Genomic DNA, 26594 nt, shown 5'->3' with positions numbered 1-26594 from the left:
GAAACGTATACAACAAAGAACTTCTCCTCTCGATTGGGCGACCGTCGAAATGACAGAATGTGATTTCTAACGAATATTAAGCTGAATGCTCTTTCAACAACTTACCCGCCACCATTTCGCAGGCTTCGTCAAGCATATCATACACTTTATCAAAACCTTCGGGACCGCCAAAGTAGGGGTCAGGGACATCAATTTTTTGTCCGGGGAAAATTTCATCCATCATCAGTTTTACTTTGGCTTTTGCCGAAGCATTGGGAGCTAACTGCTGCACATCGCGCAGGTTAGAACTGTCCATAACATAAATGTGGTCAAATTCGGTAAAGTCAGATACCTTTATCTGGCGTGCCTTCTGGCAGCTGATATCAAGTCCGCGGTTTTTGGCTGTAGCCACAGAACGATGGTCGGGACCCTGTCCTGCGTGCCAGTTGCCAGTGCCTGCTGAGTCCACTGTAAATTTATCTGCCGGAAGCTTGGATTGCAATATGCCTTCGGCCAATGGCGAACGGCAAATGTTACCCAGGCAAACCATTAAGATCTTAACGGGCATTATATCGATAGTTTTTTGTTGATATCGTCAACAAACTTGCGGAATTGCTTGTCTGTAGTAACAAGGTTGTCTACGGTCTTGCAGGCATGAAGCACGGTTGCGTGGTCACGGTCGCCAATTTGCGAACCGATGTTTGCCAATGACGCTTTAGTGAACTTCTTTGCAAAGAACATGGCAAGCTGCCTGGCCTGCACCACGTGGCGCTTCCTGGTCTTAGACTGTAGTGTGTCTACGTCAAGCTGGAAATAATCAGACACTACTTTTTGGATGTAGTCTATTGATATTTCGCGCTTTACGTTCTTAACAAATTTCTCTACGACCTGTTTAGCCAGTTCAAGGTTTACCTCACGGTGGTTGAATGACGACTGGGCGATAAGGGAAATGATGGCACCTTCAAGTTCGCGAACGTTACTTTTGATGTTCTTGGCAACATATTCCACAATCTCATCAGGCATTACCACACCATCGCGGTAAAGTATATTGTTTAAGATAGATATCCTTGTTTCATAATCCGGCTGATGAAGTTCGGCAGAAAGTCCCCATTTAAAACGGGATAACAGTCGCTGCTCGATATCCTGCATATCTACAGGTGCTTTGTCAGATGTTAGTATTACCTGCTTTCCATTTTGGTGCAGGTGGTTAAAGATATGGAAGAACACATCCTGCGTACCTGTTTTTCCTGAAAGGAACTGTACGTCGTCTATGATAAGCACATCTATAAGCTGGTAGAAATGGATAAAGTCATTTCTTGTATTCCTTTTTACCGAGTCTATATATTGCTGCGTAAAAATTTCGGCACTTATATATAGTACGGTTTTTTCGGGGTATTTGTCTTTAATCTCGATACCTATGGCGTGGGCAAGGTGGGTTTTACCAAGACCTACACCACCAAAAATCAAAAGCGGGTTAAACGAAGTTCCGCCCGGTTTATTGGCCACAGCCATACCCGCAGAACGCGCAAGCCTGTTTGAATCGCCTTCAAAAAAGTTGTCAAAGTTATAATTTGCATTAAGCTGAGACTCTATCTTAAGGTTGCGGATTCCCGGAATGATAAATGGGTTTTTAAGCTCCGGGTTTTTGTTCTGCAGGGGCACATCTACCTCCTGCGGTTTAACCGGTGCACGATGGGCACTTGGCAGCTGCTCTGTAAAAGGCTGCTTGTTGCCATAAGTGTTTTCCATCTTGATTTTATACAGTAACTTTGCACTGTTTCCAAGTTCTTTAGTAAGTGCAACCTTTAATAGCTTTACATAGTGCTCTTCAAGCCATTCGTAAAAGAATTTACTTGGCACCTGAATGTAAAGTGCGTTATCAGTTAACTCAACTGCCTTGATCGGTTCGAACCAGGTTTTGTAGGCCTGATCCTGTATATTGTCTTTTATGAATAGAAGACAGCTTTCCCATACCGATTGCGCAGTTTTAGTCATATATACTGAATATTAGATGTTTATTAAATGGTTGTCCTACAAAGAAAAGAGCACTCAGAAATGCTCTTATTTGGGAGAACAAATATGGAAACATTTTTTTGTAAAAAAAAACTATTACCGTGTTGATTTTATAAAAAAAATATTGTAAGTCTTAAAGGAAACATTTAATAAAAAATTAACGAAAAAAAAATATGAATTTTCACGAATTTAAAGTAAGGGTAAGGTATGCTGAAACCGATCAGATGGGGGTTGTTTATCACGGAAATTATGCACAATACTTCGAAATGGGTCGTGTGGAATGGCTTCGTAATCTGGGAGTTAGCTATAAGTCGATGGAGGAGGAGGGCATCATGCTTCCTGTTGTTTCCTTAACAATGAATTACAAAAAACCTGCCCGTTATGACGATTTGTTAACAGTGCGCACGATACTAAAAAAACAGGAGTCTGTTAAGATAGAATTTGACTACGAAATAGAAAATGAAGCGGGTGAGTTATTAACAACGGGCAACTCAATTTTGGTGTTTGTGAACATGAAAACAGGCCGCCCAACAGCCCCGCCGGAATATATAAAAGAGAAGCTGAAGCCTTTAGTTTAGGGTGCTTTTAGTCGGATTTTTAGTGCCGTTCGTCGGATTTTTAAAGTTGCCGGTTGATGGTTGATGGTTGATGGTTGATGGAAGCTTCACTCAAAAAAGATTATTAAAAATCATATACATAACACACCCCTAACCCCTCTCAAGAGGGGAACACTCAAACCCGCTTGCTCCTGTTATTGAGATTGAGTGAAGCTTGTTCCCCTCTTGAGAGGGGTTAGGGGTGTGTAAATCTGACAACCATCAACTAACAACTATTTCATACAAATTAGTAAATGCCTCCAGAACCGCGGGGGCATTTTTTTTGCGTGTTGAAATAACAATCTCGCAATCCATTTCCATTTTTTGGGAAACGATGTCAAGGTTTTTTTCCTTGATGACGCGCATTACCTTGTTCATGTTCTGGTAACCGAATTTCAAAGTATAGTGTATGTCAATCGTGCGTTCTACGATATCAGACGCTTCCAACGCCATTTGTGCAGAGGTCTTGTATGCCGAGATCAATCCGCCTACGCCAAGCTTAACGCCCCCAAAATAGCGCACCGATACCACAAGCACATTGGTCACGCCAAAGCTCTGTATCTGTCCGTAAATAGGCATACCCGCCGAGTTATTGGGTTCGCCGTCGTCGTTAGCGCGGTAGTAGATCTTATCGGTACCCAACTGGAACGCGTAACACCAGTGGCGCGCCGAGTGGTGCTGTTTGCGTAATTCTTCAAGGATACCTTTTACCTCGTCTTCGCTGGTTATAGGGTAGGCATAGCCAAAGAACTTGCTGTTCTTTTCCTTAAACAGGGTTTCTTCAGACGGCGAAGCGAGCGTTTTATAGGTATCGTTTTCCATAAGGACTGCAAATTTACGAGTTTTTTTTAGTTGATGGTTGTTGGAAGTCGGATGTCCGAAATCCAAGGTCGGATGCTGGTGATGGAGCTATTTCCTGATACCAGAACGCGGATGACGCGAATTTAGGCAGATAACCGCAGTTTCAAGCAGCTCCAATTTCCCGTTAGGGAAACAATATTGGTAGCTCCACAAAATCAATTTGTTTTTTCCCGTAGGGAATTAATAATGCGTTACCTGAAAGAAAGAAAGAAAGAAAGAAAAATCAGTATACTTGTAGCAAATAATTATATATGACCGATACAACTGGCTATGTTTATTTTGCCATTAAAACCGAAGAAGATAATTTTAATATTGAACGGTTTAATAACTATCTTACGATACAACCAACCCGTTTTCAAGAGAAATTCGAAAAAGGCAACGTGCCTGTTTGTACCATTTGGGAATATGGAACAGATAAGCTGGTAAATCCTTTTTATTTTGAAGAAATAAGGCGATTGACAGATATGTTAGAAAAGCATAAGCCAGAATTCCTGAGGCTTAAAAAAGAATATCCTTCTGTAACCTATGTTTTAGAAGTTGTGATTTGTTTAGGTGATGAAACACCCGGGCTGCACTTTAGTAAACACACCATAAAGTTCATTAATGATGTTGGCGGAACAATTGACTGCGATATTTATAATTCTAAGTAAAGAAATTCAGTATACTTGTGGTAAGATAATTCCCTATGAAAAACGCATTTAAAATAATTCTCTTAGCGCTATGTGTTTCCTTTTCAATCATAGCCTGCAAGGATAAACAAAACCAGAATGTCAAAGCGAAAAAATATTATTTTGACTTTGATGTCGTTGAGTATTATATAACCGATAAAGGCTTTAAAGATTTAGCAGTTAACTATAATAAGAAAAACAAAACATTAAAAGACAAGGTTACACTTAAGATAATGTCAAGTTTTGACCAGCCTGTTTCTTACGAAACAGCGATTAAAAATTTAGAAAGCATAGGGTTTAAGAAAGTCGTCATACCTGTTTCAAAACATGATGTACTTAGAAGTATATTCACCGAGAAACCATCTAAACGTACAGAATCGGTAGCTTGCGAACCAATTTACCGCGATATATATGTCTTTAGGAAAAATGGAAAAGTTTCGGGTATTGCAAAACTCTGTTATGAATGCGGGCTAAGTGATTTTATAGGAACAAAAGCTGATACCGATAATTTTGGGATGGACTGAGAGTTTGAAAAATTAAGACAAATTGCAAAATAGCAGCTTTTAAATAAACAACACCTTTTACATAAAGCTCCAGCCTCAACATATCTTCTAAGGAAATCATCTTCTTTTTAATTGCCAATGCTCTGCTATAATCACAACTAAACTGCAACTGTAAACTGAGACTGAACACTGTAAACTAAAATCCGCAGCCCCCGGGTGTGCCTGTGCAGGAGTGAGTCGTTTTCTCATTCTCAGTAAACATCAAAAAAAAGAAAAGAGAAAAAAAAGAATCTTTTCAAAAAATCAATCAACTTTTGAAGTTGAGATTGAATATGAAATTACAAATTCAAATTTATAGCTTTTTGATATTTTGTTTTGACTCTTTTTTTATCTCTTTATATAATACCTTTATTAGTATATCTTTATATAGGTCGTGATTGTTTCTAAAATCAGTTTAAAAATATCACAAAAATATCCTGTAAAATACTGATAAAGGATGTTGGGCAATATGTGATACATTATTATTGTGACGCCTTTATTTCCATCAATGCCTTTTGAACCAGCGCTTTTTCTTCAAGGCGTTTCTGCTTTTCCTTGACCGCTTTACGCGCTGCTTCGGCCGTCTTGACTAAGTTTTCAAGGCTCATGTCAAAACTTACATAAAATCCCCTGGTGTAGCGGCTGTATGATTTTAATCCCCAATTGTCTTTTAGCTCATTCTTTATTTTTTTTGTCATGTATTCGGTCGAGTATTTGCGTATGCCATCACTCAATAAATAGATATCGCAAGACCGCGAAAGTCCGTCCATGCGTGAAAGCCAGAAACGATTATCTATTTTGCAATACGATTTACCACCTAAAATACTTTTTATGGCAAGAAAACCCAGCAGTGTTGCTTTTTCATAATCAGACTTTGTACTAAGAAAAAATCTAAGGAATATCTCAGTGTTAAGTCCTACCATGGGTAAATTGACTGGCATAAACTCGTACACGTCCTGTGCTTCATAAAATACATCAGGAGTGGGAAAAATAGGCATTTCATAATAGTCAATGGCGTTCTTAAACCGTTCCATTTCATCTCCGTAGTCAAGCCGGAGGGAGTGGGAATACAACGAATAATACAAAATGTTTTTAAGCACCGACTGCGAATCGGTCATGAAATCCCGAAGCAGGGCAACAGGAAAATTGAAATAGCGAACATCGCTCATTGCAATAGTATGTAGTCAAATCTTGATGTAGTCGAAAGTCACAAAGTCCGGTGCCGGAAGTCCGAAGATACACCCCTAACCCCTTCCGCCGAGGCGGAGGAAACACTCATACCCGCTCACTCCTTATATTGGGATTGAGTGAAGCTGTTCCCCTCTTGAGAGGGGTTAGGGGTGTGTTATCCTGTAAGTAACTTTGCTTCTTTGCCACTCTGAAACTTAAACAAAAAAGCGTATTTTAGTGCCATCAAAAAACGAATCATGTTTAACCTGTTCAGGGAAAATACAAAGATAGCAATTGATTCTATTAGAAGCCAAATGCTGCGCACTACATTAACGGTATTTATTATTGGCCTAGGTATTTTTGCCCTGGTAGGCATACTTGCTGCCGTAGCCGTGCTGGAAAGCACTGTTACAAGCAACTTTGCATCTATGGGTACCAATACTTTTTCTATCAGCCGCTACGATTTTTCGTCGCAGATACGCCGTAACAGCGGAGAGGAAAAGGTTAATCCCATCATCAGCTATCCGCAGGCAAAGGAATTCCAGGATAAGTATAACTTCCCTTCGGCTGCCACATCGCTGTCGTTTACCGCTGCCAGCAGTGCCGAGGTAAAGTACGAAGACAAAAAGACAGATCCCGAAATCACCATTATGGGTGCGGATGAATATTTTCTACCCAACTCGGGACTGGAAACCACGCAGGGGCGTAACTTCAATAACTTTGATATTGCCAACAATAACTACGTGTGCATTGTAGGTAGCGATTTTACCAAAGGCCTGCTTAAGGACATTAACCCGATCGACAAGATAATCTCTGTGCGCGGTGCCCGTTTCAGGGTAATCGGGGTGCTTAAGGAGAAAGGTTCTACTTTTGGCAACCGTCAGGATTTAAGGCTTATAATCCCTATTCAGGTAGCGCGTTCACTATTTACGGCGCCAAATATAGATTATGAAGTAAAAGTAATGATAGGCAACCACGATATGCTTAATTCGGCAGTAGATGAGGCTATCCTTGCCATGCGACGCGTGCGTAAGCTGAACCCTGTTCAGGATACCAACTTTGGCGTGGAACGCAGTGACGAACTGCTAAAACAACTGCTTTCTGAAACGCAGACGCTTAATATTGCCGCATGGGTAATAGGCATCATTACCGTTTTTGGATCGTCTATAGCACTTATGAATATCATGCTTGTATCGGTAACCGAACGTACCCGGGAGATTGGCGTACGCAAATCACTGGGTGCTAAAAAGACCACCGTGGCCATGCAGTTCTTTACCGAAACACTTGTTATAAGTATAATAGGTGGTTTTGTAGGTATTGTATTGGGAGTCCTTGTTGGCGGAGTAGGCGCATCGCTTATTTTTAATGTAGCGTTCCCAATGCCGTGGATGGCTGTTGTTGCTGCACTTATCACTGTTATTACCGTTACCATAGTGTCAGGTTTATACCCTGCCATCAAAGCAGCGTCGCTGGATCCTGTGGAGGCGCTTAGGTATGAATAGTTCAGTGTTCAGTGTCGGTTTACAATTTTGCCCAGTCTGTCATTTAGCTCCGCTGAACCACTTCGTTAGGTTTCGACCGAAGCGAAGTGGAGAAATCTCATAAACTGCTTAAGTATAATCTAAATGCAGTTTTGTGCTAAAAACCTTAGGGACACATAATTATTACATTTATATCCTAACTAACAAAATAAAATCTGCTCTGTATGTTGGGTTTACGAATAATCTTAGAGAAAGAATACATTACCACGAAAATCCAGAAGCCAATTCAAAAGCATTTACAGCTAAATATAAGTGTTGGTATCTTGTTTATTTTGAGTACTATCAGGATGCAGAACGGGTATTGAGAGAGAAACACAATTAAAAAAGTGGAGCCGTTCTAAAAAGGATGCTTTAATTTCGGGCTTTGATCCCGAATGGAGATTCTTGAATGATGAAATTTAAGATTTGAGATTTCTCCACTCCGCTGCGCTTCGGTCGAAATGACAAAGTTCTATCATTACCTGGCTGAAATGCTTCGTTAGGTTTTAACAGAAAGTGGTATGAGTACATTACGTTTCTACTAATCAATCACATATAAACACACCCCTAACCCCTCTCAAGAGGGGAACAGCTTCACTCAATCTCTACAGCAGAATTAGCGGGTATGAGTATTCCCTTCATGAGAGGGGTTAGGGGTGTGTCTTCGGACATCGGACGTCGGACATCGGACATCAAACTTACTACAACCCACACCCAATCATCCTGTCATTACCATACATATCCTTTTTAAGGACAACATTTGTAAAGCCAAGATCTTCCAGCATTTGTACGGTTTCGGGGCCCAGGTACTGATTGATCTCAAAGTACAGCCTGCCATTCGGCGAAAGCCATTTTTTTGCCAATAGGGCTATTTTGCGATAGAATATAAGCGGGTCATTATCGTCTACAAACAGGGCAAGATGCGGTTCGTACTGCAATACATTCTCTTTTATCTCTTCTTTTTCAAGGTTGCGCACATACGGCGGATTTGACACTATAACGTCATACTGCTGCGGAAGTTCGTCAGCCGCCAATATGTCTTTCAGGATAAAGTTTACGGAAGTCTTGTTGTGCACCGCATTTCTTTTGGCTGTAGCCAAAGCACCTTCTGAAACATCTATTGCCGAAACCGAAGCATCCGTAAGGTTTTTAGCCAGCGCAATGGCAATGCAGCCACTGCCTGTCCCGATGTCTATTATGTTTATAGAACCCTTAACGTTATTCTCGCTGATGATCCATTCTACAAGCTCTTCGGTTTCAGGGCGGGGGATAAGCGTATTCTCGTTTACTTCAAACTCGAGTCCGTAAAAATGGGCTTCGCCAAAGATGTACTGGATGGGTTTCTGTGTTTCCAGTGCTGCCAGCACGTCATTCCATTTTTCCATGTCGCCGCCGCTTAGTTGGGCATCAGGGTTTAAGGCAAGGTCAGATCGTTTCCAGCCTTTAAGCTCTTCCAGGGCAATGGCAAAAAAGCGCTCGGCCTCCATGCTGTCGTACAGCGGAGTGAGTTTTTCAAGGAAGTATTTACGGTAGTCTCTTATTTTCATTTCATGGAACGCGGATGACGCGGATGACGCGGATGGCCGCAGATTTTTTACTCTTGCTCTATAAATACATTCTTTCAGATAGTACGCTAATGTAACGTTTTGTCATTTCGACCGGAATGAAATGTAGTGGAGAAATCTCAGATTATTCAATATGTTATTGAGATTTCTCCACTTCGCTACGCTGCGGTCGAAATGACAGAACATAATAAAACGTTATTGATAACTTCCTACTAAACCAGTAATCATCCACACCGGGCAGGAGCTGTGTCCTGTGTTGCCCATTGGGGGATCAGGGTTTAAGGCAGGGTCAGATCGTTTCCAGCCTTTAAGTTCTTCCAGGGCAATGGCAAAAAAGCGCTCGGCCTCCATACTGTCGTATAGCGGAGTGAGTTTTTCAAGGAAGTATTTACGGTAGTCTCTTATTTTCATTTCATGGAACGCGGATGACGCGGATTTTAGCGGATGGCCACAGATTTTTTACTCTTGCTCTATAAATACATTGTTTCAGATAGTACGCTAATGTAACGTTTTGTCATTTCGACCGGAATGAAATGGAGTGGAGAAATCTCAGATTATTCAATATGCTATTGAGATTTCTCCACTTCGCTACGCTGCGGTCGAAATGACAGAAGACACTAAACATTACAACCCTTTTATCATCCACACCGGGCAGGAGCTGTGGCCTGTCTTGCCTATTGGGGGATCAGGGTTTAAGGCAAGGTCAGATCGTTTCCAGCCTTTAAGCTCTTCCAGGGCAATGGCAAAAAAGCGCTCGGCCTCCATACTGTCGTACAGCGGAGTGAGTTTTTCAAGGAAATAGGTTCTGTATTGTTTTAGCTTCATTTGTTTAGGGTTATTTGTTGCTAGTTAACACACCCCTAACCCCTCTCAAGAGGGGAACTCTTACTCTTGCCTGCTTACTCTTATAAAGTAGGAGTGAAGCTGTTCCCCTCTTGAGAGGGGTTAGGGGTGTGTCTTAAGGCGTCCGGCTAATTAAACTAAACCAGTAATCATTCACACCGGGCAGGAGTTGTGTCCTGTGTTGCCCATTGGGGCGTCAAGGTAGTTAAACCCGCTTTTACGGTACAGCTTTTGGGCGGCTTCCATATAGGGCATGGTTTCAAGGTAGCAGCGTTCAAAACCTTCGGCTTTTGCAAAGGCCAGGCAGGTATCCATCATTTTGGAGCCCATCCCAGTACCGCGTGCCTGCGGCAGAAAGTACATCTTTTGAAGTTCGGCAACATCTTCGGGTCCGTTTTCCAGCGGGGCAATGCCCGCACCGCCTATCAGTGTTCCGTTATCCTCTACCACAAAATACGCCGACTTATCTGCTAAATACGTTTCAAACATGCAGTCTAAAGCTGCATCGGCATAGGCAGTACCTACCTTTGGTACGTTATATTCTATAAGCACACTGCGGATGAGCGCAGCCACCTGTGCGTTGTCTTTTTGTTCTATTTTTCGTATGATCATTTCCATAGTCTATCTTACAGCAAAACTACTACTATTTAACCTTAAAAACTTTGTAACTTTGATACTTTGCAACTCTTATGTCACAAACAACCCACGAAATCTATATGCAGCGCTGCCTTGACCTTGCCCAAAACGGCCTGCGCGAAGCCATGCCTAACCCATCGGTAGGTGCTGTGCTTGTCTATGACGGCAGGATTATCGGCGAAGGCCATACATCTCCTTTTGGCGGACCCCATGGCGAGGTAAACTGTGTAAATTCGGTTGCAGAAGCCGACAGGCACCTAATACCGATGTCTACATTATATGTAAGCCTTGAACCGTGCAGCCATTACGGCAAGACACCGCCCTGCTGTGACCTTATTATTGCACAGCAGATACAAAACGTGGTTGTGGGCACGGTAGATCCTAATATAAAGGTGGCAGGCAATGGCATACGTAAACTTCAGGAAGCAGGCAAAAACGTAACTGTAGGCGTGCTTGAGGCCGAGTGCCGCGAATTCAATCGCCGCTTTTTTACTTTTCACGAGCAAAAACGCCCTTATATCATACTGAAGTGGGCAGAGAGTGCCGATGGTTTTTTGAGTCCGAAGGATAGATTATCAGATACTTCAAATCACCAAATTACCGAATCCACAAATCAACGTCCCGTTTGGATAACCAATCCTTATTCGCGCCAGCTGGTACACAAATGGCGCAGTGAAGAAACGGCGATACTGGTAGGTACGCAAACTGTTATTGACGATAATCCTTCGCTTGATGTCCGTACCTGGACGGGGCAAAATCCTGTGCGTATCGTCCTGGATCGCACGGGGCGTATTGATAGTTCGTATTCTGTTAAAAATCAAAAAATAAAGACAATTGTTTTGACAGAAAATTCCAATTTGACTAACTTAGATAGTTTTACGTATGAATGCATAGCGTTTAACGACAAGCTGCCGCAAACAATCGCCGAAGTGCTGTTTAGGCACAATCTGCAGTCGGTTATCGTAGAAGGAGGAGCCAAAACGCTTCAGTCTTTTATTGATGCTAACCTGTGGGATGAGGCAAGGGTGTTTAAGGGCACGGCTGTTTTTACAGAGGGTACTAAGGCACCGGTTTTTAAGGCCAAAGCGGCGAAAAGTGAAAAAATTCTGGACGACGAACTTATAACATACAGGAACTATGGTGAACGCAATAATATTTGATCTTGGCGATGTTTTTCTAAATAAGAATAAAGAGGCAAAGGTAGCGGCATTCGCTAAACTTGGCCTTCATGAATGGAATGATGAGCATGAGAAACTGGAGAAAAAGCTTGAAACCGGAAAGATAGACGGTGAAGCTTTTTTAAAGGGACTTCAAAAATCAATGCCCGATGCCAGCCTGAAAGAAATTAAGGCAGCATGGAATGCCGGCATAGACGATTTTCCGCTGTACCGGCTTGAATTTCTGCAAAAGCTGTCGGAAGAGTTCCGATTGTTCCTGCTAAGCAATACCGACCCTATACATATAGAAAAATTTGAACGCGATGTGGAGGCTTCCTTTTACATGGATTTTTACCAATGTTTTGAAAAAGTGTATTTCTCTCATGAAATAGGCTATCGCAAACCCGATGCCGAAGCGTTTAACTTTGTACTGAACCAGCACGATATACAGCCTAAACGTACGTTGATGGTAGACGATAAAAAATTCAATACCGATGCTGCCGCTGCCCTGGGCTTTCAGGTATGGAACCTCCAAAAAGGTGAGGAAGATGTTGTTGACCTTTTTGATAAGAAGGTAATTAACCTGGACGAAGCGTAATTTTTTGTATCCGGTTTATAGTCACAGTAGGCAGATTTCTATGTGAAAATGCACTTGGCTTAAGGTGTAATTTAATTGCAAAATAGTGTAAATCAAAGAAATAAAACATGATGTAAATTTACCATGCAGGAGAATTCCCAATGTAGGTTGTTGGTAGTAACAGCAGTCTGTCATTTTTAATTCCCGGCCACTCATTTAGACCATGTAGTGAAAGTCCCTCTCCGGAGGGATTTTTTTGTTTGGAATTGTTGCTATCCAGATACCTCTCCAGTGGATTACTAATAACACACCCCCAGTCCCTCTCAAGAGGGAGCCAGCTTCACTCAATTTTGGTAAGTAAAATGAACGGCATGCATTTTCATTGTTGATGGTCAGGACAGCTATCGCCATAAGATGCGTTACTCTAACCCAATAACTCTGCAACTTTGAAACTCCAAAAACCTTGAAACTCCTTATATTTGCAGTCTAAACAATTTTAAAAATGGCATCAAAACCGGGAATCCCAAAGGGTACAAGAGATTTTTCACCATCAGAGGTGGCTAAGCGTCAATATATTATAGGGGCGATAAAGCATCATTTTGAGACTTTTGGTTTCCAGCCTATCGAAACACCATCATTCGAAAATTCGGATACTCTTATGGGAAAATATGGTGAAGAGGGCGACAGGCTTATTTTTAAGATACTAAATTCGGGTAACTTCTTTTTTGACAAGAGTAAAATTGCATTGCCTGAATCGTTAGATGAACTGTTAGCGAATTCATCTGAAACTATTAACAAAGAACAGCTGGTACAGCTAAATAAATTTACAGCAAGAATATCAGAAAAAGCCCTGCGCTACGACCTTACTGTGCCCTTTGCGCGTTACGTGGTACAGCACCAGAACGAAATTGAGTTTCCGTTCAAGCGTTACCAGATACAGCCGGTATGGAGGGCAGACCGTCCGCAGAAAGGCCGTTTCAGAGAGTTCTTTCAGTGCGATGCCGATGTTGTAGGGTCAACTTCGCTTTGGCAGGAAGTAGAGCTGGTACAGCTGTATGATAACGTATTTACCACACTGGGCCTTAACGGCGCGGTAATCAAGATAAACAACCGCAAGATACTTAGCGGTATCGCTGAGGTTATTGGCGCTAAAGACAAATTGATTGACTTTACGGTTGCCCTTGATAAACTCGACAAAATAGGCGAAGACGGCGTGAAAAAGGAAATGCTTGAAAAAGGCATTACCGAAGATGCTATTGCTAAAGTACAGCCATTGTTCAATTTTACAGGAAGCATTGATGAGAAGCTTGCTAAGCTGTCTGACCTGCTTGTTTCTTCGGAAGAAGGTACAAAAGGGGTAGAGGAGCTGCGTTTTATTTGCGATAACGTTGCGGCGATTGGACTTGGAAAATCAATCCTCGACCTTGATGTTACCCTTGCCCGCGGACTGAATTACTATACCGGTGCCATATTTGAAGTTACTGCCCCTAAAGAGGTAGCAATGGGTTCTATAGGCGGCGGTGGCCGTTATGACGACCTTACCGGTATATTCGGGCTTAAGAATATGAGCGGTGTGGGTATCTCTTTTGGGCTTGACAGGATCTACCTTGTGCTGGAAGAGCTGAACCTTTTTCCTGATACGGTTACCGAAGCTACAAAGGTGCTGTTCATAAACTTTGGCAACGAAGAAGCGTTATATGCCATGAAAGCCATTGCAGCGTTGAGGGCGGCAGGCATTAAAGCAGAACTGTACCCGGATGCAGCCAAGCTTGCCAAACAATTCTCGCACGCTGACAAGAGGGGTATTCCGTTTACGGTGCTGTGTGGCGATGAAGAAATCGCTTCATCTACCTATAAGATAAAAAACCTTGTTTCGGGCGAACAGGAAAGCGTTAGCCTTGAAGAACTGACAGAACGTTTACAGTAAGTAAATCATACTATATACAAAAAGCCGTTGCATTGCAGCGGCTTTTTTGTGTCCAAACATCACTGATCTCCATTGTAGTATAAAAATAAACCCACGCCGTAAGCGTGGGTTTGTTCTCTTTTTGTAAGATGAAAATTGGCTGGTTGGTTTGACTATTCAACAGCGTTAAGCGTCTGGATGTTGCCTTTAGCTACGTTGCCTGTAGTGTCCTGCAGGATCTCGATGCTAAGGATCTCAAATGGGCGCTCAATCTGCATATTGTTTGTATCAATATACTCAAGTACCAGTTCATCAAAGCTGTCCGGGTGAAGCGTGATTGCAACACTGTCTGTAAGCTCGTTTTCGATAATGTAATTACGCATAGCGTCTAAAGTAATTTTCTCCATGTTTTAAATAGTTTAGGTGTGATAAAAATAGAGAATTAGTATACACAAATAATTATTTAAAATGTTAAAAAAATTAACTTTAACACATCACGCACAATAAGTTGTCGTATTAATGCAGGAAATCTGACTAAATGTTAGAAATATGTTAAAATAATCTTGTAGATTTTATCTAAAATCTATAATTCCCTCTCCATTGTTGCCTGATTTTGCTGTTTTATCAATAGCGGCATTCCAGTCGATATTTGGATACTTCATTTTCAGCTCGTTAAGGTCGCGGTCAAAACGGTCATACACCACAATGCGTGGTGTGCCGGGTTCTGATAGGTCATTATACGACAGTTCGCCCAGGTAAGTGATCTCGCCTTTTTTTATTTCAAACGGTACCGCATATTTTTTGCTGTAGTTTACCTGCCCCATAGAGCCGAGCCCTGTTAACACCGTGTGCTGGTTAAAGGCATACTTGCCCGGCGCACGTTCAATAACAAATACATACGACTGCCCGTTAGCGAAATCGCCTGTAAAGCCTCGCTTTTTTCCGTTTCGTGACTTAATCTCGATTTTTCCGTCGTTCTTTTTTACAAATTTAGAGTCGTCCGACTGCGGTTCATACAAAAAGCGGTAAATATCGTTCTTTGGCGTGGCACTCTCAAAAGTGATCGTGCCCACCGCGAGTCCGTTTTCAGAAGCAGATGTAAATTTTTCAGGAGCCTTATCAGATGATGCAGAACCGCAGGCAACAAACAATGCCAATAACGGCAGTAACAGATATGATGTTTTCATTTTTTCTTTTTCAGCGATTATGTTAGAAATGTAAATATAGGAAGATTCAAAGTTACATAGAGTAAAGTTGCTGGGTTATTGGGATGAACGTTGCCATTAAATAAGCATTAACGGGCAAATTGTTATATTGCGCTATAACTTATATCTAAATGAAAGCATTCGTTAAAATAGTGGCAGCATTCCTGATTGTTATTTGTATCGGTTGTAATAGTAAAGAAGAGCCAACGATAAATACCGATGTGGATAAGCTTGCAAAAAGCATAAATCTTGCAGTAAAGCCTGTCGCTGCACGTTGGGTTTTTACAACGGAAGGAGACGGAATGCTGGGGCCATCTGATTACAAGATTTTAGCAGTCCTTAAATACAATCACACCGATTGGTTGTCATTGTATAAAGAACATAAGATGCTTAAGCCCATTGAAGATGAGTGTCTTTCTAAGGAAATCATGAAAGATTGGTATACTGAATCGGTAAAGGCCTGCTTTAAGAATAATGGAAAATATTTATCTGTAACTAAAGATGTTTACAATGTTGATGCCTTTGCCAAAAACTCATTTATACATGGCTATTGCTTTTTTACAGATAATGATGAGGTATTTCTATATACTTACACGATGTAATAAATCTAGCATACTATACAGATGTGTACTTACACCAAAAGCCGTCAAAATTAATTGACGGCTTTGTTACTATAATCTGTTAAGTGTTTAAACTACAGGAAGGCTTCCGCCATTAATATGATAATTAGATCCTGTAAGGTATTTTGCCCTCTCTGAAACCAAAAATGCAATAAGTTCGGCTACTTCTTCCGGCTCTGCCATGCGGCCCATAGGTATGCCTCCCGTTGCGCTCATTAATTGTGTCATTGCTTCTTCAACGCCTACTCCTAAATTCGCTGCAAAATCTTCTATGAATTTTTCCATAGGTGGTGTCTTGGTTGCTCCCGGCGAAACCGTAAGCACACGTATTCCCTGTGGGGCGAGTTCGCTTGCCAAGGCTTTGCTGTATGTATTTAAAGCCGATTTAGCCACGGCATACGCCAGGTTTAAATTCCACAACGGCTGTAATCCCGCTACCGAGGAGATATGAATGATAACGCCGCTTTTCTTTTCGATCATCTTAGGCAGCAATGCCTTATCAAGCCTTATTGTAGAAAGTAAATTCAGTTGGAGTTCGCTTTCCCAATGCTCATCGGTCAGGGCGCTAAAGCCGCCGCCGGGAGTTGTAAGTCCGCCCAGATTGTCTATAAGTATATCCACACCGCCTAACTTTGCGTCTATTTCTTCAATAAGTTTTGCAACATCAGCAGGTTTGGTAACGTCTGCCGCTATAAAGTGATGTTCAGGGTGGGCATCTTCAGGTGTGTTCCTTGCTGTTACGATTACGTTGGCACCAGCTTCTGATAACCTTTCGGCAATAGCCCTGCCTATGCCTTTGGTTCCGCCTGTTACAAGGGCAATTTTACCTTCAAGGTCTTTGATGTAATTCAGTTTATTTTCCATTATGAGAATTATTATTTAACTGAAATCAAAATTATTGGGTATTTACTATACTTTTGCTATCGATTACCTTTAGGAAAGTTACTATTTATGGAAACACAGGAATGTATAGATACCGGCAACGAAAGTATGTTGGCAATGAAAGACGCTTTAGAGCTTTTGAGCGGAAAATGGAAATTTTGTATCCTTTTGAGCCTTTATATCCACGGGACGCAGCGGTTTAAAGACTTGCTTTCCAATTCGGTGGGAGGCATTACGCCAAAGGTCCTGTCAAAAGAATTGCAGGATCTGGAAGAAAACCTGCTTATTACCCGAACGGTAAATGCTACCAAGCCTGTTACCGTATCGTATGCACTTACAGAACACGCCGCCGAAACACGCCCTGTTATTAATGCCCTGATCGCTTTTGGTTTAAAGCACAGGACAAAGATCAAGGCGAAGTAAGATTTTGTGTTTTGTCATTTCGACCGCAGCGCAGCGAAGTGGAGAAATCTCGATATTTTAAAGTTAAAACGAGAGATTTCTCCACTCCATTTCATTCCGGTCGAAATGACAGAGGGTCACGCTCCTATAAAAAAAATTACATCTCCTCTTCACACGAATAGCCTTCCTTTTCCAGTTGCTTGTTGCCCCAATGGTGCAAATGCTTGATAAACGGAAGCAGTTCCTGTCCGGTATCGCTTAATGAATACTCTACTTTTGGTGGTACTTCGTGGTACATTTTTCGGAGTACAAGTTTGTCGTCTTCCAGTTCGCGTAAGGTTTGTGTCAGCATTTTTGTAGTAATGTCCGGCAATGTCCTGCCCAGCTCGCCATAACGCAGCACCTTTTTTGAACCTAAGTGCCACAAAATACGTGCTTTATATTTCCCGCCGATGCGCTTAAAGGCATAATCTACCCCACATAGCTGTGATATTTCAGACGTTTCCAATTTATTTTTCATTTTTATTACTCTTTAAAGTATTGATATTCAATATTACATACTTTTTAGTATGTAGCATACTAAAAAGTACATACTTGACACAAAGATACTGCTAATGTAACTTTGCAGCTCATTAAAAGATAAATTAAAATGGACTTAAAGTTAAAAGATAAAGTGGCAGTAATTACCGGAGCATCAAAAGGAATTGGTGCAGGTATTGCAAAAGCATTTGCGGCAGCAGGTGCAAGAGTGGTTGTTAATTATGCGACAGATAAAGCCGGAGCTGAAAGAATAGTGAGCACGATTGAAGCAGCGGGAGGTAAAGCTATTGCAGTTCATGCCGATGTCACCAGGTTAGAGGATGTAACCCTAATGTTTCAGGAAACAAAAGATACTTTTGGACAACTTGATATATTGGTGAACAATGCCGGTGTTTTTGCTTTTGAACCTTTAGAGGCAGTGTCTGAAGAAAGCTTCCACAGACAATATAACACCCACGTATTGGGCAATTTGCTGTGTTCTCAAAAGGCAGTTGAACTGTTTGGCGATCGTGGAGGCAGCATAATCAACATCAGTTCTACCGTGAGTACCAATCCTATGGCGGGGCTTGTAGTGTATTGTTCGGCAAAGGCAGCTGTTGATACTTTTACAAAAGTACTGGCTAAAGAACTGGGACCAAAAAACATTCGTGTAAATACCATTGCACCTGGTGTTACCGATACCGAAGGCAATCATACTGCGGGAATTATTGGCGGCGACCTTGAGAAACAAATGGTTGCCATGACCCCGCTGGGGCGCACAGGTCAGCCCGAAGATGTAGCAAAAGTGGCAGTTTTCCTAGCGTCAGGCGATGCAGGCTGGTTAACAGGAGAGCGAATTACCGCTGCCGGAGGTTTACTGTAAGCTTTTAAAACAATTATAAGAAATGCTGCCCGTAGTAGGTGGCATTTTTATTTGTAAGTAATTGTAGGCAAGCCGTTAAAATTTATATATTTGAGAAAATTCCTAACTATGTGTAAGCTGTTACTCACTATTGTATTGCTATTTGTTCTGGTTCCTGCCGCTGCGCAGAATAAGACAAAAAAAGAAGTCAAAAGTAGCAGGGAACAGGTATCATGCTGGGAAGCTAAAAGTAATTTCAAGACGGAGGGCTATGCAGAGAGAAATTATAAAATTCTGTTACGCAGGGATTCTATATTTATTGGCATAAATGACAAATACAAATATGGCTACAAGTTATACCGTAAGAATACGAAAACTTTTTTTAAGGGCAAAGAAGAAGAATTTGTCGTAAATACTAATGATAGCAAGCTTACTATTAATTATGCTAAGGATAGCTTGCGAATAGCTGTAGCGAAATTGTAGCTGTAGATTTTAAAAAATGTGCTGAATCTCCTGTAAAATGAAAAAACTGCTTCTCTTATCAGCGTTTGTTTTTCTGACATCCTTTTCGGCAGAGCAGGATGTTTACCTGTGTGATACCAAAGGCGGAAAGAAATATCATTTTGACAAAGAATGCCGCGGGCTATCCAACTGTAAAGGCGAGATCATAAAAGTTACCCTTAAAGAAGCAAAAGACAAAGGTAAAACCATTTGCGGGTATGAGGATTAAAAGTTTGCCGCAAACAGAAAAGGTAACTGTTGTAGCGTCTTTGCTAATGATAGCGTTACTGAACTATACTTATTTCTTTACAAAGATGAAGTTTTTGGGATATGACCATATATTTCTGTTGAGTATTTTATTGTGGCTGAATATTGGTATCAGAATATTCGATACACTTCGTGAAAACAGGATAATCAGGAGGCTTGTGCATCTTCTGATGTTTGTTTTGAGCGCAATAGCCCTTTTTTGCCTGATCTGGTTTTTTCTGCTATTCAGTTTTATAGAGGAATTCTCTTTGTGGATGCCTTTAGCAGCCCTGTCGCTATACGCATTGCTTTTTTATGGGACAAGCATTTCTGTTATAAGATATGGCTCAACGGAAGATGACTAACCACGAAGAGCAGAAAGAACACAAAGTTTTCACGAAGGATGCACAAAGCTTTTTGTTCCTAGCGTGTTCTTAGTGGTTGAATTACGCAATCGGATTTTTCAATAGTCATATGAACGATATATTTATAGAAATACATGTACAAAAAACTCCGGAAAGGCGACATTGATATGCCATTTTTCCGGAGTTTTTGTATTCTGTTACCGTTGCTGTTATAAAGGTTTTCTTTATGTGAATGGTTAAGCCACAAACAATTCGTTAAGAAAGTAAATCTGTTTTTCGGTGTATTCTTCTTCGTTACGGCCTTTTACCTGAGAGCATGTGTAGGTAGTTGGGCCCTTTGCATTGCTGTTTATCTTCCAGACAAAAAGTGCCACTTTTAATCCAAATTTTCCGGCTTCGTAAACTTCGTCATTAATGTGAAACTTTTTCATTTTTAAGTATTTATGGATAAAGATAGTCTTTAAGAACCGGGCAGGGCCTATAAAACTGATTTATATTACCGAAATCCTTAAATGAGCTTGTTTTAGGTAGGAGTAAAGCTTATTTCCCTTCTTTGAAGGGGTGCCCAAAGGGCGGGGTAGTTGTATTTATACTATAAACCACCCCGGCTTTCAGCCACCCCTCCAAAGGAGGGGAAATCGGGAGTAAATAAATTGTTAGTTATCTCTGTTCAAAACCTGCTCTAAAAAATCGGCCTGCCGTTCATTAATAAGTATTTTGGCTTCTGCCAGTGCAAACCACCCGGCTTTATCAATTTCGGGGAACTCCTTCATTTTACCGGATTTTGGTGGCCATTCTATGGTAAATGTATTGCTTGTTACGGTATCGGCGTTGAGGTCGCCTTCTGCTGCAAAGCAGAGTACTTTCTTACCGCCTTTTTGGGTTACGGGTTCAAGTTCGGTAAATGGAGGTTGGGGCTTGTGGCCTGTTTCTTCTTCAAATTCGCGTACGGCACAGTCTAAGGCACTTTCATCAGGCATCAGTTCGCCTTTGGGAATCGTCCACCAGCCTTCGTTCTTTTTGGCAAAGAAGGGTCCGCCGGGATGCATCAGGAAGAATTCGGTTTCAGTACCAGTGTCTCGGAAGAGTAATATGCCTGCGCTTTGTTTCATGTATTAAAGATACTAATTGTTGCTTCGCTTACCATAAAACAAAACCAATAATCTCCCCTTAAAATTCCCAAACAATACATGTTTGCCACCGCCACTAAGCTGCGAACTGTAAATGCCTGTAGGTCCTGAAAACAGATATGCAATTATACATGACAGGGCAATGTAAAGGCCGCACTCTGTGCCAAAGAGTTCCATTCCCATAATAGTACAGGCAATAGGGGTGTTAGTAGCTCCGGAAAATACAGCCACAAAACCCATGCCTGCCAGCAGCGCCATAGGCAGCGGAATGAACAGGAACAACAAATTACCCAGTGCAGCACCCACAAAAAACAGGGGCGTAACCTCACCGCCTTTAAAGCCGGCACCAAGGGTAAAGGCTGTCAGCAGTAGTTTCACCGCAAAAGCATAATACGGCTGTCGGATGATAAACGATTCCTGAATGGCAGGTATACCCAACCCAATGTATTTTGTAGTGCCCATTGCCCATATAGTTAAAGCCAGTATTGCACCACCCAGTACCGGCCGAAGTGGGGGATAAGCAATCAGTTTTTTAAAAGCATTGGTAAAAAAGTGTATGGATTTTGAGAACAGCATTGCTGTCAGCCCAAAGAGCAGTCCTGCAGCCAGCGTATACAGGACGTATTCCGGTTTAAAATCCGGAATAAAAGGAATGTTGTACTGTGTGTGCGATACCTGCAATGCTAAACAGGTGTAATGAGCAACATAAGCAATAAGCAGCGATGGCAGCAGTGCGTTATAGCGCATTCGCCCGATGAGCAATACCTCTAAGGCAAATACAGCCCCTGCCAGCGGCGTACCAAAAACCGACGCAAACCCTGCACTGATGCCCATTATGATAAGCAGGCTTCGGTCGTTGCTGCTCAGTTTGAAAATTTTGGTAAACTGGTCGGCAATGGCGCCGCCCATCTGCACTGCTGTGCCTTCACGCCCTGCAGATCCTCCAAAAAGGTGTGTTACCAATGTTCCTAAAAGCACTAATGGCGCCATCCTTAACGGAATTATATTTTTGGGAGAATGAACTTCTTCTAATAGCAGGTTATTGCCTTTCACTACCGATTTACCCAGATAATGGTAGGTATAGCCAATCAGCAGTCCGCCCACGGGTAAAAGGGAGATAATCCATAGATTGGCTTCGCGATAATCAGTCACCCATTGCAGGGCATTAAGAAAAAATGCCGATGCAGAACCGATGAGCACACCGGCTAGACAGGCTATCAGGAGCAATTTTAATAATAAATTGATTTTCGGGATTGTGAACCTTTTGTTTTCCATAAAATTAAGTACGCTATTAAATACGCTGCAAGCAGCGTAAGCTATTAATAGACGTCATCAGCTTACTACCAAGCGGTTCGGGGCAGACATCATTGCCATATTGTATATTACAAATATAACAATTTACCCATAAATAATCAAAAAGCCCGAAAACATTGCTTTCGGGCCTTTCTGCTTATATAGATATAAAAGTTGTTTTATGTTCGTGACATTTGAGGTGTAAATTCGCTGTGTTCATCTGCGGTCTCGTATTCGCGTGTGTCTTCCACCTCCACAATAGTAAACATTGATCTTATGATTAAGGAAACAAACACAAGGCACATGATAAGTACCGATGCATGCAATACCATAACAGCAAAGTTGTTTGCACCATGCGTGGTATATTCGTTAGAAATATTAAAGCCTGATACGGCAATAAGTACTAAATTGGGTAATAACATCAGTAGTTTCATAATCTTTGGCATTTAATTTTACATACCGCAATTTCCATATTACAAATCATAAATTTTACTAACCAAATGCTAATAAATGCTTAATTTTTAAAGTGTTATATTTGTAATAGATGTGCATCTGCCGGGTTGTCTGTAATAATGGCACGGTATCTGCGTTTTAATGATAGTGAAACCGGCAACGGTATGCTGCAGGATATTACATGAATTATGAAGCTATACGATTATAAAAAATTAAGCGAAGAACAGCAATACAGTATCCTCTGGAACGAGGGAATACTTATAGATGCCTGTATGGATGGGCACGTTAAAAAACTCCTGTATGCCATAAATAATTTTTATGTCGAGCTGTGGTGCCACACCATGAGCAACAAAATACTTTGGAAACTAAGCTTTAAGCAGGGCAAACTGCTTGAAAAATACCTTGAAAAATATCCGTTTGAGATATCTCGGCACATTCAATAGACAATTTGTGACTTTTTCTCGTTAAAATACCTATCAATAGGTATTTTTGAACGCCTAAGAAATTGTACTTTTACACCATTCAGAAAAAGATTTTTGAAGAAGTTCTGATCGTCTATCTGAGTTGGGGGACGAAAGATAGACATTACGATCAAACAGGGGGCGGACTTTAGAGTCCGCTTTTTTTTTGCACAAACAGGAACGGTTATTGCTTATCTTTAATCATGGATCTACACCAACTGATAGTAAAGGTTATGCCCTCGTTTAACGATGTTAAGCAGCAGGTCATTAAATTAAAGCTGGAAAATCCGGGAAAGCCACCCGCAGCATTGTCGCGCTTGTTTATAAACAGGGCGAGGAATAAGTATGCGTCGGTAGGAGCGGTGTCTGCACTGCCGGGTGTTATCCCGGGGCTGGGTACAGCCGCACAGATAGCGCTCGAGGCAGGTGCGATATCGGCAGATGTCGCATTGATGCTCCGCTGGATGGCGGGCATCTGTTATGGAACCGGGCTGATCTACGGGCGCGATACTCAGAACTCCTTTGAAGATGAATTTACGCTTGTACTGGGTATTTGGGCAGAAGTGATCGTTCCCGAAAAGGCAGCGCTAAGCAAAGGCGAAAAAATTACCATAGGCCACTTTGACCAGCATATTACCGACAGGATTAAAAATAAGATGAACGAGAAGATTGCGCGCAAGCTGGTAACCAAATATGGCTCTAAGCGTGGCGGTGCCGTGTTGGGCAGGCTTATTCCGTTTGGAGTCGGTGCAGTGGTGGGCGGTACTTTTAATTACATGACACTCCAAAAGTTTGGTAAGGCCGCCGATGGGTATTTTAAGACAGATACAACTAATTATGTGCTGCCGGAGTAACTACGAGTTCTTAGAGGACTGTATTAAAAAATAAAAAATAGGGATATATACTAATCCCAGTATTGCCAGGATGTATAATTGACTGGTATCGTCAGTAATACCTATTGAAGATTTATAGGTATGAAACTCTATCAGCCCGATAATAATTACTATTGTGAGCTTTAGCATACGTATCATCTTCATGGCCGTTGTATATTGCTTTTGGGCATTTTCGGGGGTAATCTCTACAGGAAAGTTAAACCAGTGCGGTTTACGCTGGATAAAACTCATGCCTATAAACATAACAGTACATATTCCTGCGCCAAGAAAAATAGTTTCATTATCGCCATAGCCATCTGCTTTACCCGAACCGGTAAAATGGGTAGGTATTGTTTCAGGGAGCTTAGTGTACACTACGCATACAAAGATCCATAGTGCTACGAGTGCAATATAACTTAACCCTTCAATTATTTTATCGGTGCCTGTAATTTCAATTTTTAACAGAGGTCGCTGCTGTTTTTCCATGGATTGATGAATTGTACTACAAAAATAAAATTCCGTAAGAATTATCAAAGCAATTAGGTAAAAATTATTATCCTTTTGCTGTAACTATTTAATGATTAACTATCTTTAAAAAGTACAAACAAACACATCTTTACGTACATGAATGCATTGGTTATATCCGGTGGCGGAAGCAAAGGCGCTTTTGCCGGCGGAGTTTCAGAATATCTTCTCAAAATACAGCAGAAAAACTATCAGTTATTCGTAGGCACATCTACAGGGAGCCTTTTGGTTCCGTTTCTTGCCCTTGGCGATATAGAGCGCATCAAAAAGATATACACCACTATCAAGCAGGAGGATATCTTTACCGTATGCCCGTTTAAAATAAAGATAAAAAATGGAGAGGTTAAGACCAGCATGAACCATTTTGGCATCATTCAGCAATTTATAAAACGCTCTAAAACTTTAGGTGACAGCACTGCACTGCGCAATCTTATTCGCAAGAGTTTTACTAAAAAAGATTTTGAACAGCTACGAAAATTGGGCAAAGAAGTTGTTGTAACCGTGTCTAACCTCACTACGCAGGAAATAGAGTATAAATCGTCTAACGATTATGAATATAAAGATTTTTGCGACTGGATATGGGCATCGGCAAATATGGTTCCGCTTATGAGCCTGGTGGAAAAAAACGGTAATGAATATGCCGATGGCGGTTTTGGCAATCTTATCCCAATTCAGCATGCCATATCAAAGGGAGCGTCCTATATTGATGCCATTGTGCTGAGGTTAAAGAACGGCGTTTACAGCAATCCGCCGCTGCACAATGCGCTCGACTCTTTTGCGCGCACTTACGACTTTATGCTCAACCAAATCGCGATAGACGACCTGCTGATAGCCAACCTTCAGGCAGCAAGCCAAAATGTTACCGTGGCTTTCTACCACATCAACAGGCTCCTTACCACACGTTCGTTCATATTTAATGCATCGGAAATGAAAGAATGGTGGCAGGAAGGCTATGAGATGTACAGGGATGCCGAGTGCGAAAAACGTTACCTGGCAGCGAAGGTGTAACTATTACTCTTCATTACGATTTAATGCCTTAACTAGTGCACCGGTAACCAGTGCCCCTAAAAGATAGTAGCCTATAGTAAGTGCTTTGGTTTTTGTGGTTCGGGCAACAGGTTTATCGTCCAGTCCTAAAGGTTCCGGGAGTGTAATTGCGCCTATACCGGCTGTTATACCCATAGTTATAGCCCTTGACCAAACGTGTTCAGAAGCACCTGCACCTATGGCACTATAATATAGCGTATTGCTTATAATATCGCCCGCAAGCGTCATTTTATACAAAGTATCTTCGCGTTGTATCTCGGCGTCAAAAAAGTCAAGGCTTTTTTCAAGGGCTTCTTCGCCCAGCAGGTCAACACGCGGCATGTCTTTATCACGTTTCTTTAAAGCTTCATGAAGTATGTTGAGGGCAATGGCTCCGCCAAGTCCGGCAATAATATTTTTTGTTCTGCTCATAGCTGATTGAAATTATGTTATTTACATAAAGTTCGTGCTAAAAGGTGTGAAGATGTGTTAGGGCTTAGTTAATGTAGTGCCAAATTAAAAAAACTACTATTGAGGAGCTTTTAATGATATATAAATATTTTAAGGCTTAGGCAGCGATGGGAACTTAAGCAGAAACGATTCTTTCTTTTTTTTGGCTGGACGGGTTTGGAATTTTTCAGGATGCTCTTCCCTGAGTTCTTCTTCTAATCTTATTTCAAGGTCATAAATATCTGTAGCCATTAGGCATTTTGTAAAGTAGTTCCAGTATTCGGCATTTCCTTTTATATCTAATTGCGACGCTTCTTCTAGTTTTTTGAATTCCCTTTCAGCTTTTTCAAAAGAACCGAAATCGGTTTTATATAAATTAGCTTTGCTCCATTCTAATGGTCCGAGTTTCGTAACTTCTACACCATCTGACGCATCCATGTTCAACATATCATAATATACCCAGGATGCCCTTTCAGAAGCTTTATAATTTTCAGAATCTATGCGTTTGGTATAAAGTTCTTTTAATTTTTTGTACCATACTTCATAAGGTTCATTGTCTACCATAGGTTTGGCATCCTGAGAAAAGACTGTCAACGAAAAAAGAAGGGCTAATAATGATACTATGTGTTTAAAGTTTTTCATAAAATTTAGATTGGACTGCTAATATCTGAAATTGCAGTCTAAATCTTACGCTTTAATTTATTTATCTTTTCTATAATTACTACATATTGCTTACTACATTACTTTTT

Annotated in this window: 36 protein-coding genes and 1 riboswitch; of the genes, 17 read left to right on the top strand and 19 right to left on the bottom strand. The window is 41.3% G+C overall.

The annotated features are described in order from the left end of the window. Positions 1 to 76: 76 nt before the first annotated feature. Both R1T16_RS09660 and dnaA read right to left on the bottom strand, forming a co-directional pair. A complete protein-coding gene (locus R1T16_RS09660; protein WP_317500892.1) occupies positions 77 to 547 on the bottom strand; it encodes a low molecular weight protein-tyrosine-phosphatase in 471 nt (156 codons plus the stop codon). Continuing rightward, complete coding sequence (dnaA, locus tag R1T16_RS09655; RefSeq protein WP_317500891.1) at positions 547 to 1974, bottom strand: chromosomal replication initiator protein DnaA; 1428 nt, start codon at positions 1972 to 1974, stop codon at positions 547 to 549. Before dnaA ends, R1T16_RS09660 begins: the two co-directional genes overlap by 1 nt. 191 nt (positions 1975 to 2165) lie before the next feature. On the opposite strand from dnaA, the gene R1T16_RS09650 reads away from it, so the two are divergent. Continuing rightward, positions 2166 to 2570, top strand: coding sequence for a thioesterase family protein (locus tag R1T16_RS09650; protein WP_317500890.1), 405 nt, complete (start codon positions 2166 to 2168; stop codon positions 2568 to 2570). A 240-nt stretch (positions 2571 to 2810) separates the two neighbouring features. Here the strand turns inward: R1T16_RS09650 and R1T16_RS09645 are convergent, their stop codons facing one another. Beyond that, positions 2811 to 3410 carry an IMPACT family protein gene (locus R1T16_RS09645; RefSeq protein WP_317500889.1) on the bottom strand — a complete coding sequence of 200 codons (600 nt, stop codon included), beginning with the start codon at positions 3408 to 3410 and terminating at the stop codon, positions 2811 to 2813. A 290-nt stretch (positions 3411 to 3700) separates the two neighbouring features. Between R1T16_RS09645 and R1T16_RS09640 the strand changes: the two genes are divergently transcribed. Further along, positions 3701 to 4099, top strand: coding sequence for a DUF4279 domain-containing protein (locus R1T16_RS09640; RefSeq protein ID WP_317500888.1), 399 nt, complete (start codon positions 3701 to 3703; stop codon positions 4097 to 4099). Positions 4100 to 4134: 35 nt separating this feature from the next. Further along, positions 4135 to 4641 carry a hypothetical protein gene (locus tag R1T16_RS09635; protein ID WP_317500887.1) on the top strand — a complete coding sequence of 169 codons (507 nt, stop codon included), beginning with the start codon at positions 4135 to 4137 and terminating at the stop codon, positions 4639 to 4641. A 500-nt stretch (positions 4642 to 5141) separates the two neighbouring features. On the opposite strand, the gene R1T16_RS09630 is transcribed toward R1T16_RS09635, so the two are convergent. After that, a complete protein-coding gene (locus R1T16_RS09630) occupies positions 5142 to 5828 on the bottom strand; it encodes a hypothetical protein (protein ID WP_317500886.1) in 687 nt (228 codons plus the stop codon). A 258-nt stretch (positions 5829 to 6086) separates the two neighbouring features. Between R1T16_RS09630 and R1T16_RS09625 the strand changes: the two genes are divergently transcribed. Together R1T16_RS09625 and R1T16_RS09620 are read left to right on the top strand one after the other, a co-directional pair. Beyond that, positions 6087 to 7331, top strand: a complete 1245-nt coding sequence (locus tag R1T16_RS09625) for an ABC transporter permease (RefSeq protein WP_317500885.1) — start codon at positions 6087 to 6089, stop codon at positions 7329 to 7331. Between the two features lie 133 nt (positions 7332 to 7464). Further along, complete coding sequence (locus tag R1T16_RS09620; RefSeq protein WP_317500884.1) at positions 7465 to 7692, top strand: GIY-YIG nuclease family protein; 228 nt, start codon at positions 7465 to 7467, stop codon at positions 7690 to 7692. 358 nt (positions 7693 to 8050) lie between these two features. Here R1T16_RS09620 and prmC read toward each other — a convergent pair whose 3' ends face one another. The 4 genes from prmC to R1T16_RS09600 all read right to left on the bottom strand — a co-directional run bounded on the left by prmC (position 8051) and on the right by R1T16_RS09600 (position 10375). After that, the gene (gene prmC / locus R1T16_RS09615) at positions 8051 to 8896 is read right to left on the bottom strand and encodes a peptide chain release factor N(5)-glutamine methyltransferase (protein ID WP_317500883.1); all 846 of its coding nucleotides are present in this window, start codon (positions 8894 to 8896) and stop codon (positions 8051 to 8053) included. Positions 8897 to 9109: 213 nt separating this feature from the next. Further along, positions 9110 to 9325, bottom strand: coding sequence for a hypothetical protein (locus tag R1T16_RS09610; protein ID WP_317500882.1), 216 nt, complete (start codon positions 9323 to 9325; stop codon positions 9110 to 9112). 213 nt (positions 9326 to 9538) lie between these two features. Beyond that, positions 9539 to 9739 (bottom strand): hypothetical protein, encoded by a 201-nt coding sequence (locus R1T16_RS09605; RefSeq protein WP_317500881.1) that lies wholly within the window; start codon positions 9737 to 9739, stop codon positions 9539 to 9541. A 171-nt stretch (positions 9740 to 9910) separates the two neighbouring features. Further along, positions 9911 to 10375, bottom strand: a complete 465-nt coding sequence (locus tag R1T16_RS09600) for a GNAT family N-acetyltransferase (RefSeq protein WP_317500880.1) — start codon at positions 10373 to 10375, stop codon at positions 9911 to 9913. Positions 10376 to 10446: 71 nt separating this feature from the next. Between R1T16_RS09600 and ribD the strand changes: the two genes are divergently transcribed. The 3 genes from ribD (at position 10447) to hisS (ending at position 14054) form a co-directional block, all read left to right on the top strand. Beyond that, positions 10447 to 11553: a bifunctional diaminohydroxyphosphoribosylaminopyrimidine deaminase/5-amino-6-(5-phosphoribosylamino)uracil reductase RibD gene (gene ribD, locus R1T16_RS09595; RefSeq protein WP_317500879.1), complete on the top strand. Its 1107-nt coding sequence runs from the start codon at positions 10447 to 10449 to the stop codon at positions 11551 to 11553. Beyond that, positions 11531 to 12148 carry an HAD family phosphatase gene (locus R1T16_RS09590; protein WP_317500878.1) on the top strand — a complete coding sequence of 206 codons (618 nt, stop codon included), beginning with the start codon at positions 11531 to 11533 and terminating at the stop codon, positions 12146 to 12148. The genes ribD and R1T16_RS09590 overlap by 23 nt, the downstream gene beginning before the upstream one ends. A 481-nt stretch (positions 12149 to 12629) precedes the next feature. Continuing rightward, complete coding sequence (hisS, locus tag R1T16_RS09585; protein WP_317500877.1) at positions 12630 to 14054, top strand: histidine--tRNA ligase; 1425 nt, start codon at positions 12630 to 12632, stop codon at positions 14052 to 14054. A 152-nt stretch (positions 14055 to 14206) separates the two neighbouring features. Here the strand turns inward: hisS and R1T16_RS09580 are convergent, their stop codons facing one another. Further along, entirely contained in the window at positions 14207 to 14440 is a 234-nt protein-coding gene (locus R1T16_RS09580; RefSeq protein ID WP_317500876.1) for a hypothetical protein, read from the bottom strand. A gap of 165 nt (positions 14441 to 14605) precedes the next feature. Continuing rightward, positions 14606 to 15220, bottom strand: a complete 615-nt coding sequence (locus R1T16_RS09575) for a hypothetical protein (protein ID WP_317500875.1) — start codon at positions 15218 to 15220, stop codon at positions 14606 to 14608. A 149-nt stretch (positions 15221 to 15369) separates the two neighbouring features. Between R1T16_RS09575 and R1T16_RS09570 the strand changes: the two genes are divergently transcribed. Beyond that, positions 15370 to 15840: a hypothetical protein gene (locus R1T16_RS09570; RefSeq protein WP_317500874.1), complete on the top strand. Its 471-nt coding sequence runs from the start codon at positions 15370 to 15372 to the stop codon at positions 15838 to 15840. Positions 15841 to 15927: 87 nt separating this feature from the next. Here the strand turns inward: R1T16_RS09570 and R1T16_RS09565 are convergent, their stop codons facing one another. After that, entirely contained in the window at positions 15928 to 16722 is a 795-nt protein-coding gene (locus R1T16_RS09565; RefSeq protein ID WP_317500873.1) for an SDR family oxidoreductase, read from the bottom strand. A gap of 87 nt (positions 16723 to 16809) precedes the next feature. On the opposite strand from R1T16_RS09565, the gene R1T16_RS09560 reads away from it, so the two are divergent. Further along, positions 16810 to 17163: a helix-turn-helix domain-containing protein gene (locus R1T16_RS09560; protein WP_317500872.1), complete on the top strand. Its 354-nt coding sequence runs from the start codon at positions 16810 to 16812 to the stop codon at positions 17161 to 17163. 136 nt (positions 17164 to 17299) lie between these two features. Here the strand turns inward: R1T16_RS09560 and R1T16_RS09555 are convergent, their stop codons facing one another. Then, a complete protein-coding gene (locus R1T16_RS09555; RefSeq protein WP_317500871.1) occupies positions 17300 to 17662 on the bottom strand; it encodes a helix-turn-helix domain-containing protein in 363 nt (120 codons plus the stop codon). A gap of 129 nt (positions 17663 to 17791) precedes the next feature. On the opposite strand from R1T16_RS09555, the gene R1T16_RS09550 reads away from it, so the two are divergent. The 4 genes from R1T16_RS09550 (at position 17792) to R1T16_RS09535 (ending at position 19635) form a co-directional block, all read left to right on the top strand. Further along, positions 17792 to 18544: a glucose 1-dehydrogenase gene (locus R1T16_RS09550; RefSeq protein WP_317500870.1), complete on the top strand. Its 753-nt coding sequence runs from the start codon at positions 17792 to 17794 to the stop codon at positions 18542 to 18544. Positions 18545 to 18652: 108 nt separating this feature from the next. Next, on the top strand, positions 18653 to 19006 hold the full coding sequence (locus R1T16_RS09545; protein ID WP_317500869.1) for a hypothetical protein: 354 nt from the start codon (positions 18653 to 18655) through the stop codon (positions 19004 to 19006). Between the two features lie 37 nt (positions 19007 to 19043). Then, a complete protein-coding gene (locus R1T16_RS09540; protein WP_317500868.1) occupies positions 19044 to 19253 on the top strand; it encodes a hypothetical protein in 210 nt (69 codons plus the stop codon). Next, the gene (locus R1T16_RS09535; protein ID WP_317500867.1) at positions 19243 to 19635 is read left to right on the top strand and encodes a hypothetical protein; all 393 of its coding nucleotides are present in this window, start codon (positions 19243 to 19245) and stop codon (positions 19633 to 19635) included. The genes R1T16_RS09540 and R1T16_RS09535 overlap by 11 nt, the downstream gene beginning before the upstream one ends. 236 nt (positions 19636 to 19871) lie before the next feature. Here R1T16_RS09535 and R1T16_RS09530 read toward each other — a convergent pair whose 3' ends face one another. The 4 genes from R1T16_RS09530 to R1T16_RS09515 form a co-directional block, all read right to left on the bottom strand. Then, positions 19872 to 20066: a hypothetical protein gene (locus R1T16_RS09530; RefSeq protein ID WP_317500866.1), complete on the bottom strand. Its 195-nt coding sequence runs from the start codon at positions 20064 to 20066 to the stop codon at positions 19872 to 19874. Between the two features lie 225 nt (positions 20067 to 20291). Beyond that, positions 20292 to 20747 carry an NUDIX hydrolase gene (locus R1T16_RS09525; RefSeq protein WP_317500865.1) on the bottom strand — a complete coding sequence of 152 codons (456 nt, stop codon included), beginning with the start codon at positions 20745 to 20747 and terminating at the stop codon, positions 20292 to 20294. Between the two features lie 12 nt (positions 20748 to 20759). Continuing rightward, complete coding sequence (locus R1T16_RS09520; protein ID WP_317500864.1) at positions 20760 to 22040, bottom strand: voltage-gated chloride channel family protein; 1281 nt, start codon at positions 22038 to 22040, stop codon at positions 20760 to 20762. Positions 22041 to 22081: 41 nt separating this feature from the next. Beyond that, positions 22082 to 22146, bottom strand: a riboswitch (Fluoride riboswitch). A 91-nt stretch (positions 22147 to 22237) separates the two neighbouring features. Continuing rightward, a complete protein-coding gene (locus R1T16_RS09515; RefSeq protein ID WP_317500863.1) occupies positions 22238 to 22492 on the bottom strand; it encodes a hypothetical protein in 255 nt (84 codons plus the stop codon). 207 nt (positions 22493 to 22699) lie between these two features. On the opposite strand from R1T16_RS09515, the gene R1T16_RS09510 reads away from it, so the two are divergent. Both R1T16_RS09510 and R1T16_RS09505 read left to right on the top strand, forming a co-directional pair. Next, complete coding sequence (locus R1T16_RS09510) at positions 22700 to 22954, top strand: hypothetical protein (RefSeq protein WP_317500862.1); 255 nt, start codon at positions 22700 to 22702, stop codon at positions 22952 to 22954. Between the two features lie 221 nt (positions 22955 to 23175). Continuing rightward, positions 23176 to 23826: an EcsC family protein gene (locus tag R1T16_RS09505; protein WP_317500861.1), complete on the top strand. Its 651-nt coding sequence runs from the start codon at positions 23176 to 23178 to the stop codon at positions 23824 to 23826. Here the strand turns inward: R1T16_RS09505 and R1T16_RS09500 are convergent, their stop codons facing one another. Beyond that, a complete protein-coding gene (locus R1T16_RS09500; protein ID WP_317500860.1) occupies positions 23827 to 24330 on the bottom strand; it encodes a DUF1648 domain-containing protein in 504 nt (167 codons plus the stop codon). Between the two features lie 138 nt (positions 24331 to 24468). Between R1T16_RS09500 and R1T16_RS09495 the strand changes: the two genes are divergently transcribed. Next, a complete protein-coding gene (locus tag R1T16_RS09495; RefSeq protein WP_317500859.1) occupies positions 24469 to 25377 on the top strand; it encodes a patatin-like phospholipase family protein in 909 nt (302 codons plus the stop codon). Positions 25378 to 25380: 3 nt separating this feature from the next. Here the strand turns inward: R1T16_RS09495 and R1T16_RS09490 are convergent, their stop codons facing one another. Both R1T16_RS09490 and R1T16_RS09485 read right to left on the bottom strand, forming a co-directional pair. Next, a complete protein-coding gene (locus R1T16_RS09490; RefSeq protein WP_317500858.1) occupies positions 25381 to 25827 on the bottom strand; it encodes a hypothetical protein in 447 nt (148 codons plus the stop codon). A 129-nt stretch (positions 25828 to 25956) separates the two neighbouring features. Then, on the bottom strand, positions 25957 to 26487 hold the full coding sequence (locus tag R1T16_RS09485; RefSeq protein ID WP_317500857.1) for a hypothetical protein: 531 nt from the start codon (positions 26485 to 26487) through the stop codon (positions 25957 to 25959). Between the last annotated feature and the right edge of the window lie 107 nt (positions 26488 to 26594).

It is taken from the genome of Flavobacterium sp. DG1-102-2, from assembly GCF_033042555.1.
Taxonomy (GTDB): domain Bacteria; phylum Bacteroidota; class Bacteroidia; order Flavobacteriales; family Flavobacteriaceae; genus Flavobacterium.
This window is presented reverse-complemented; position numbering and strand designations above follow the sequence as displayed.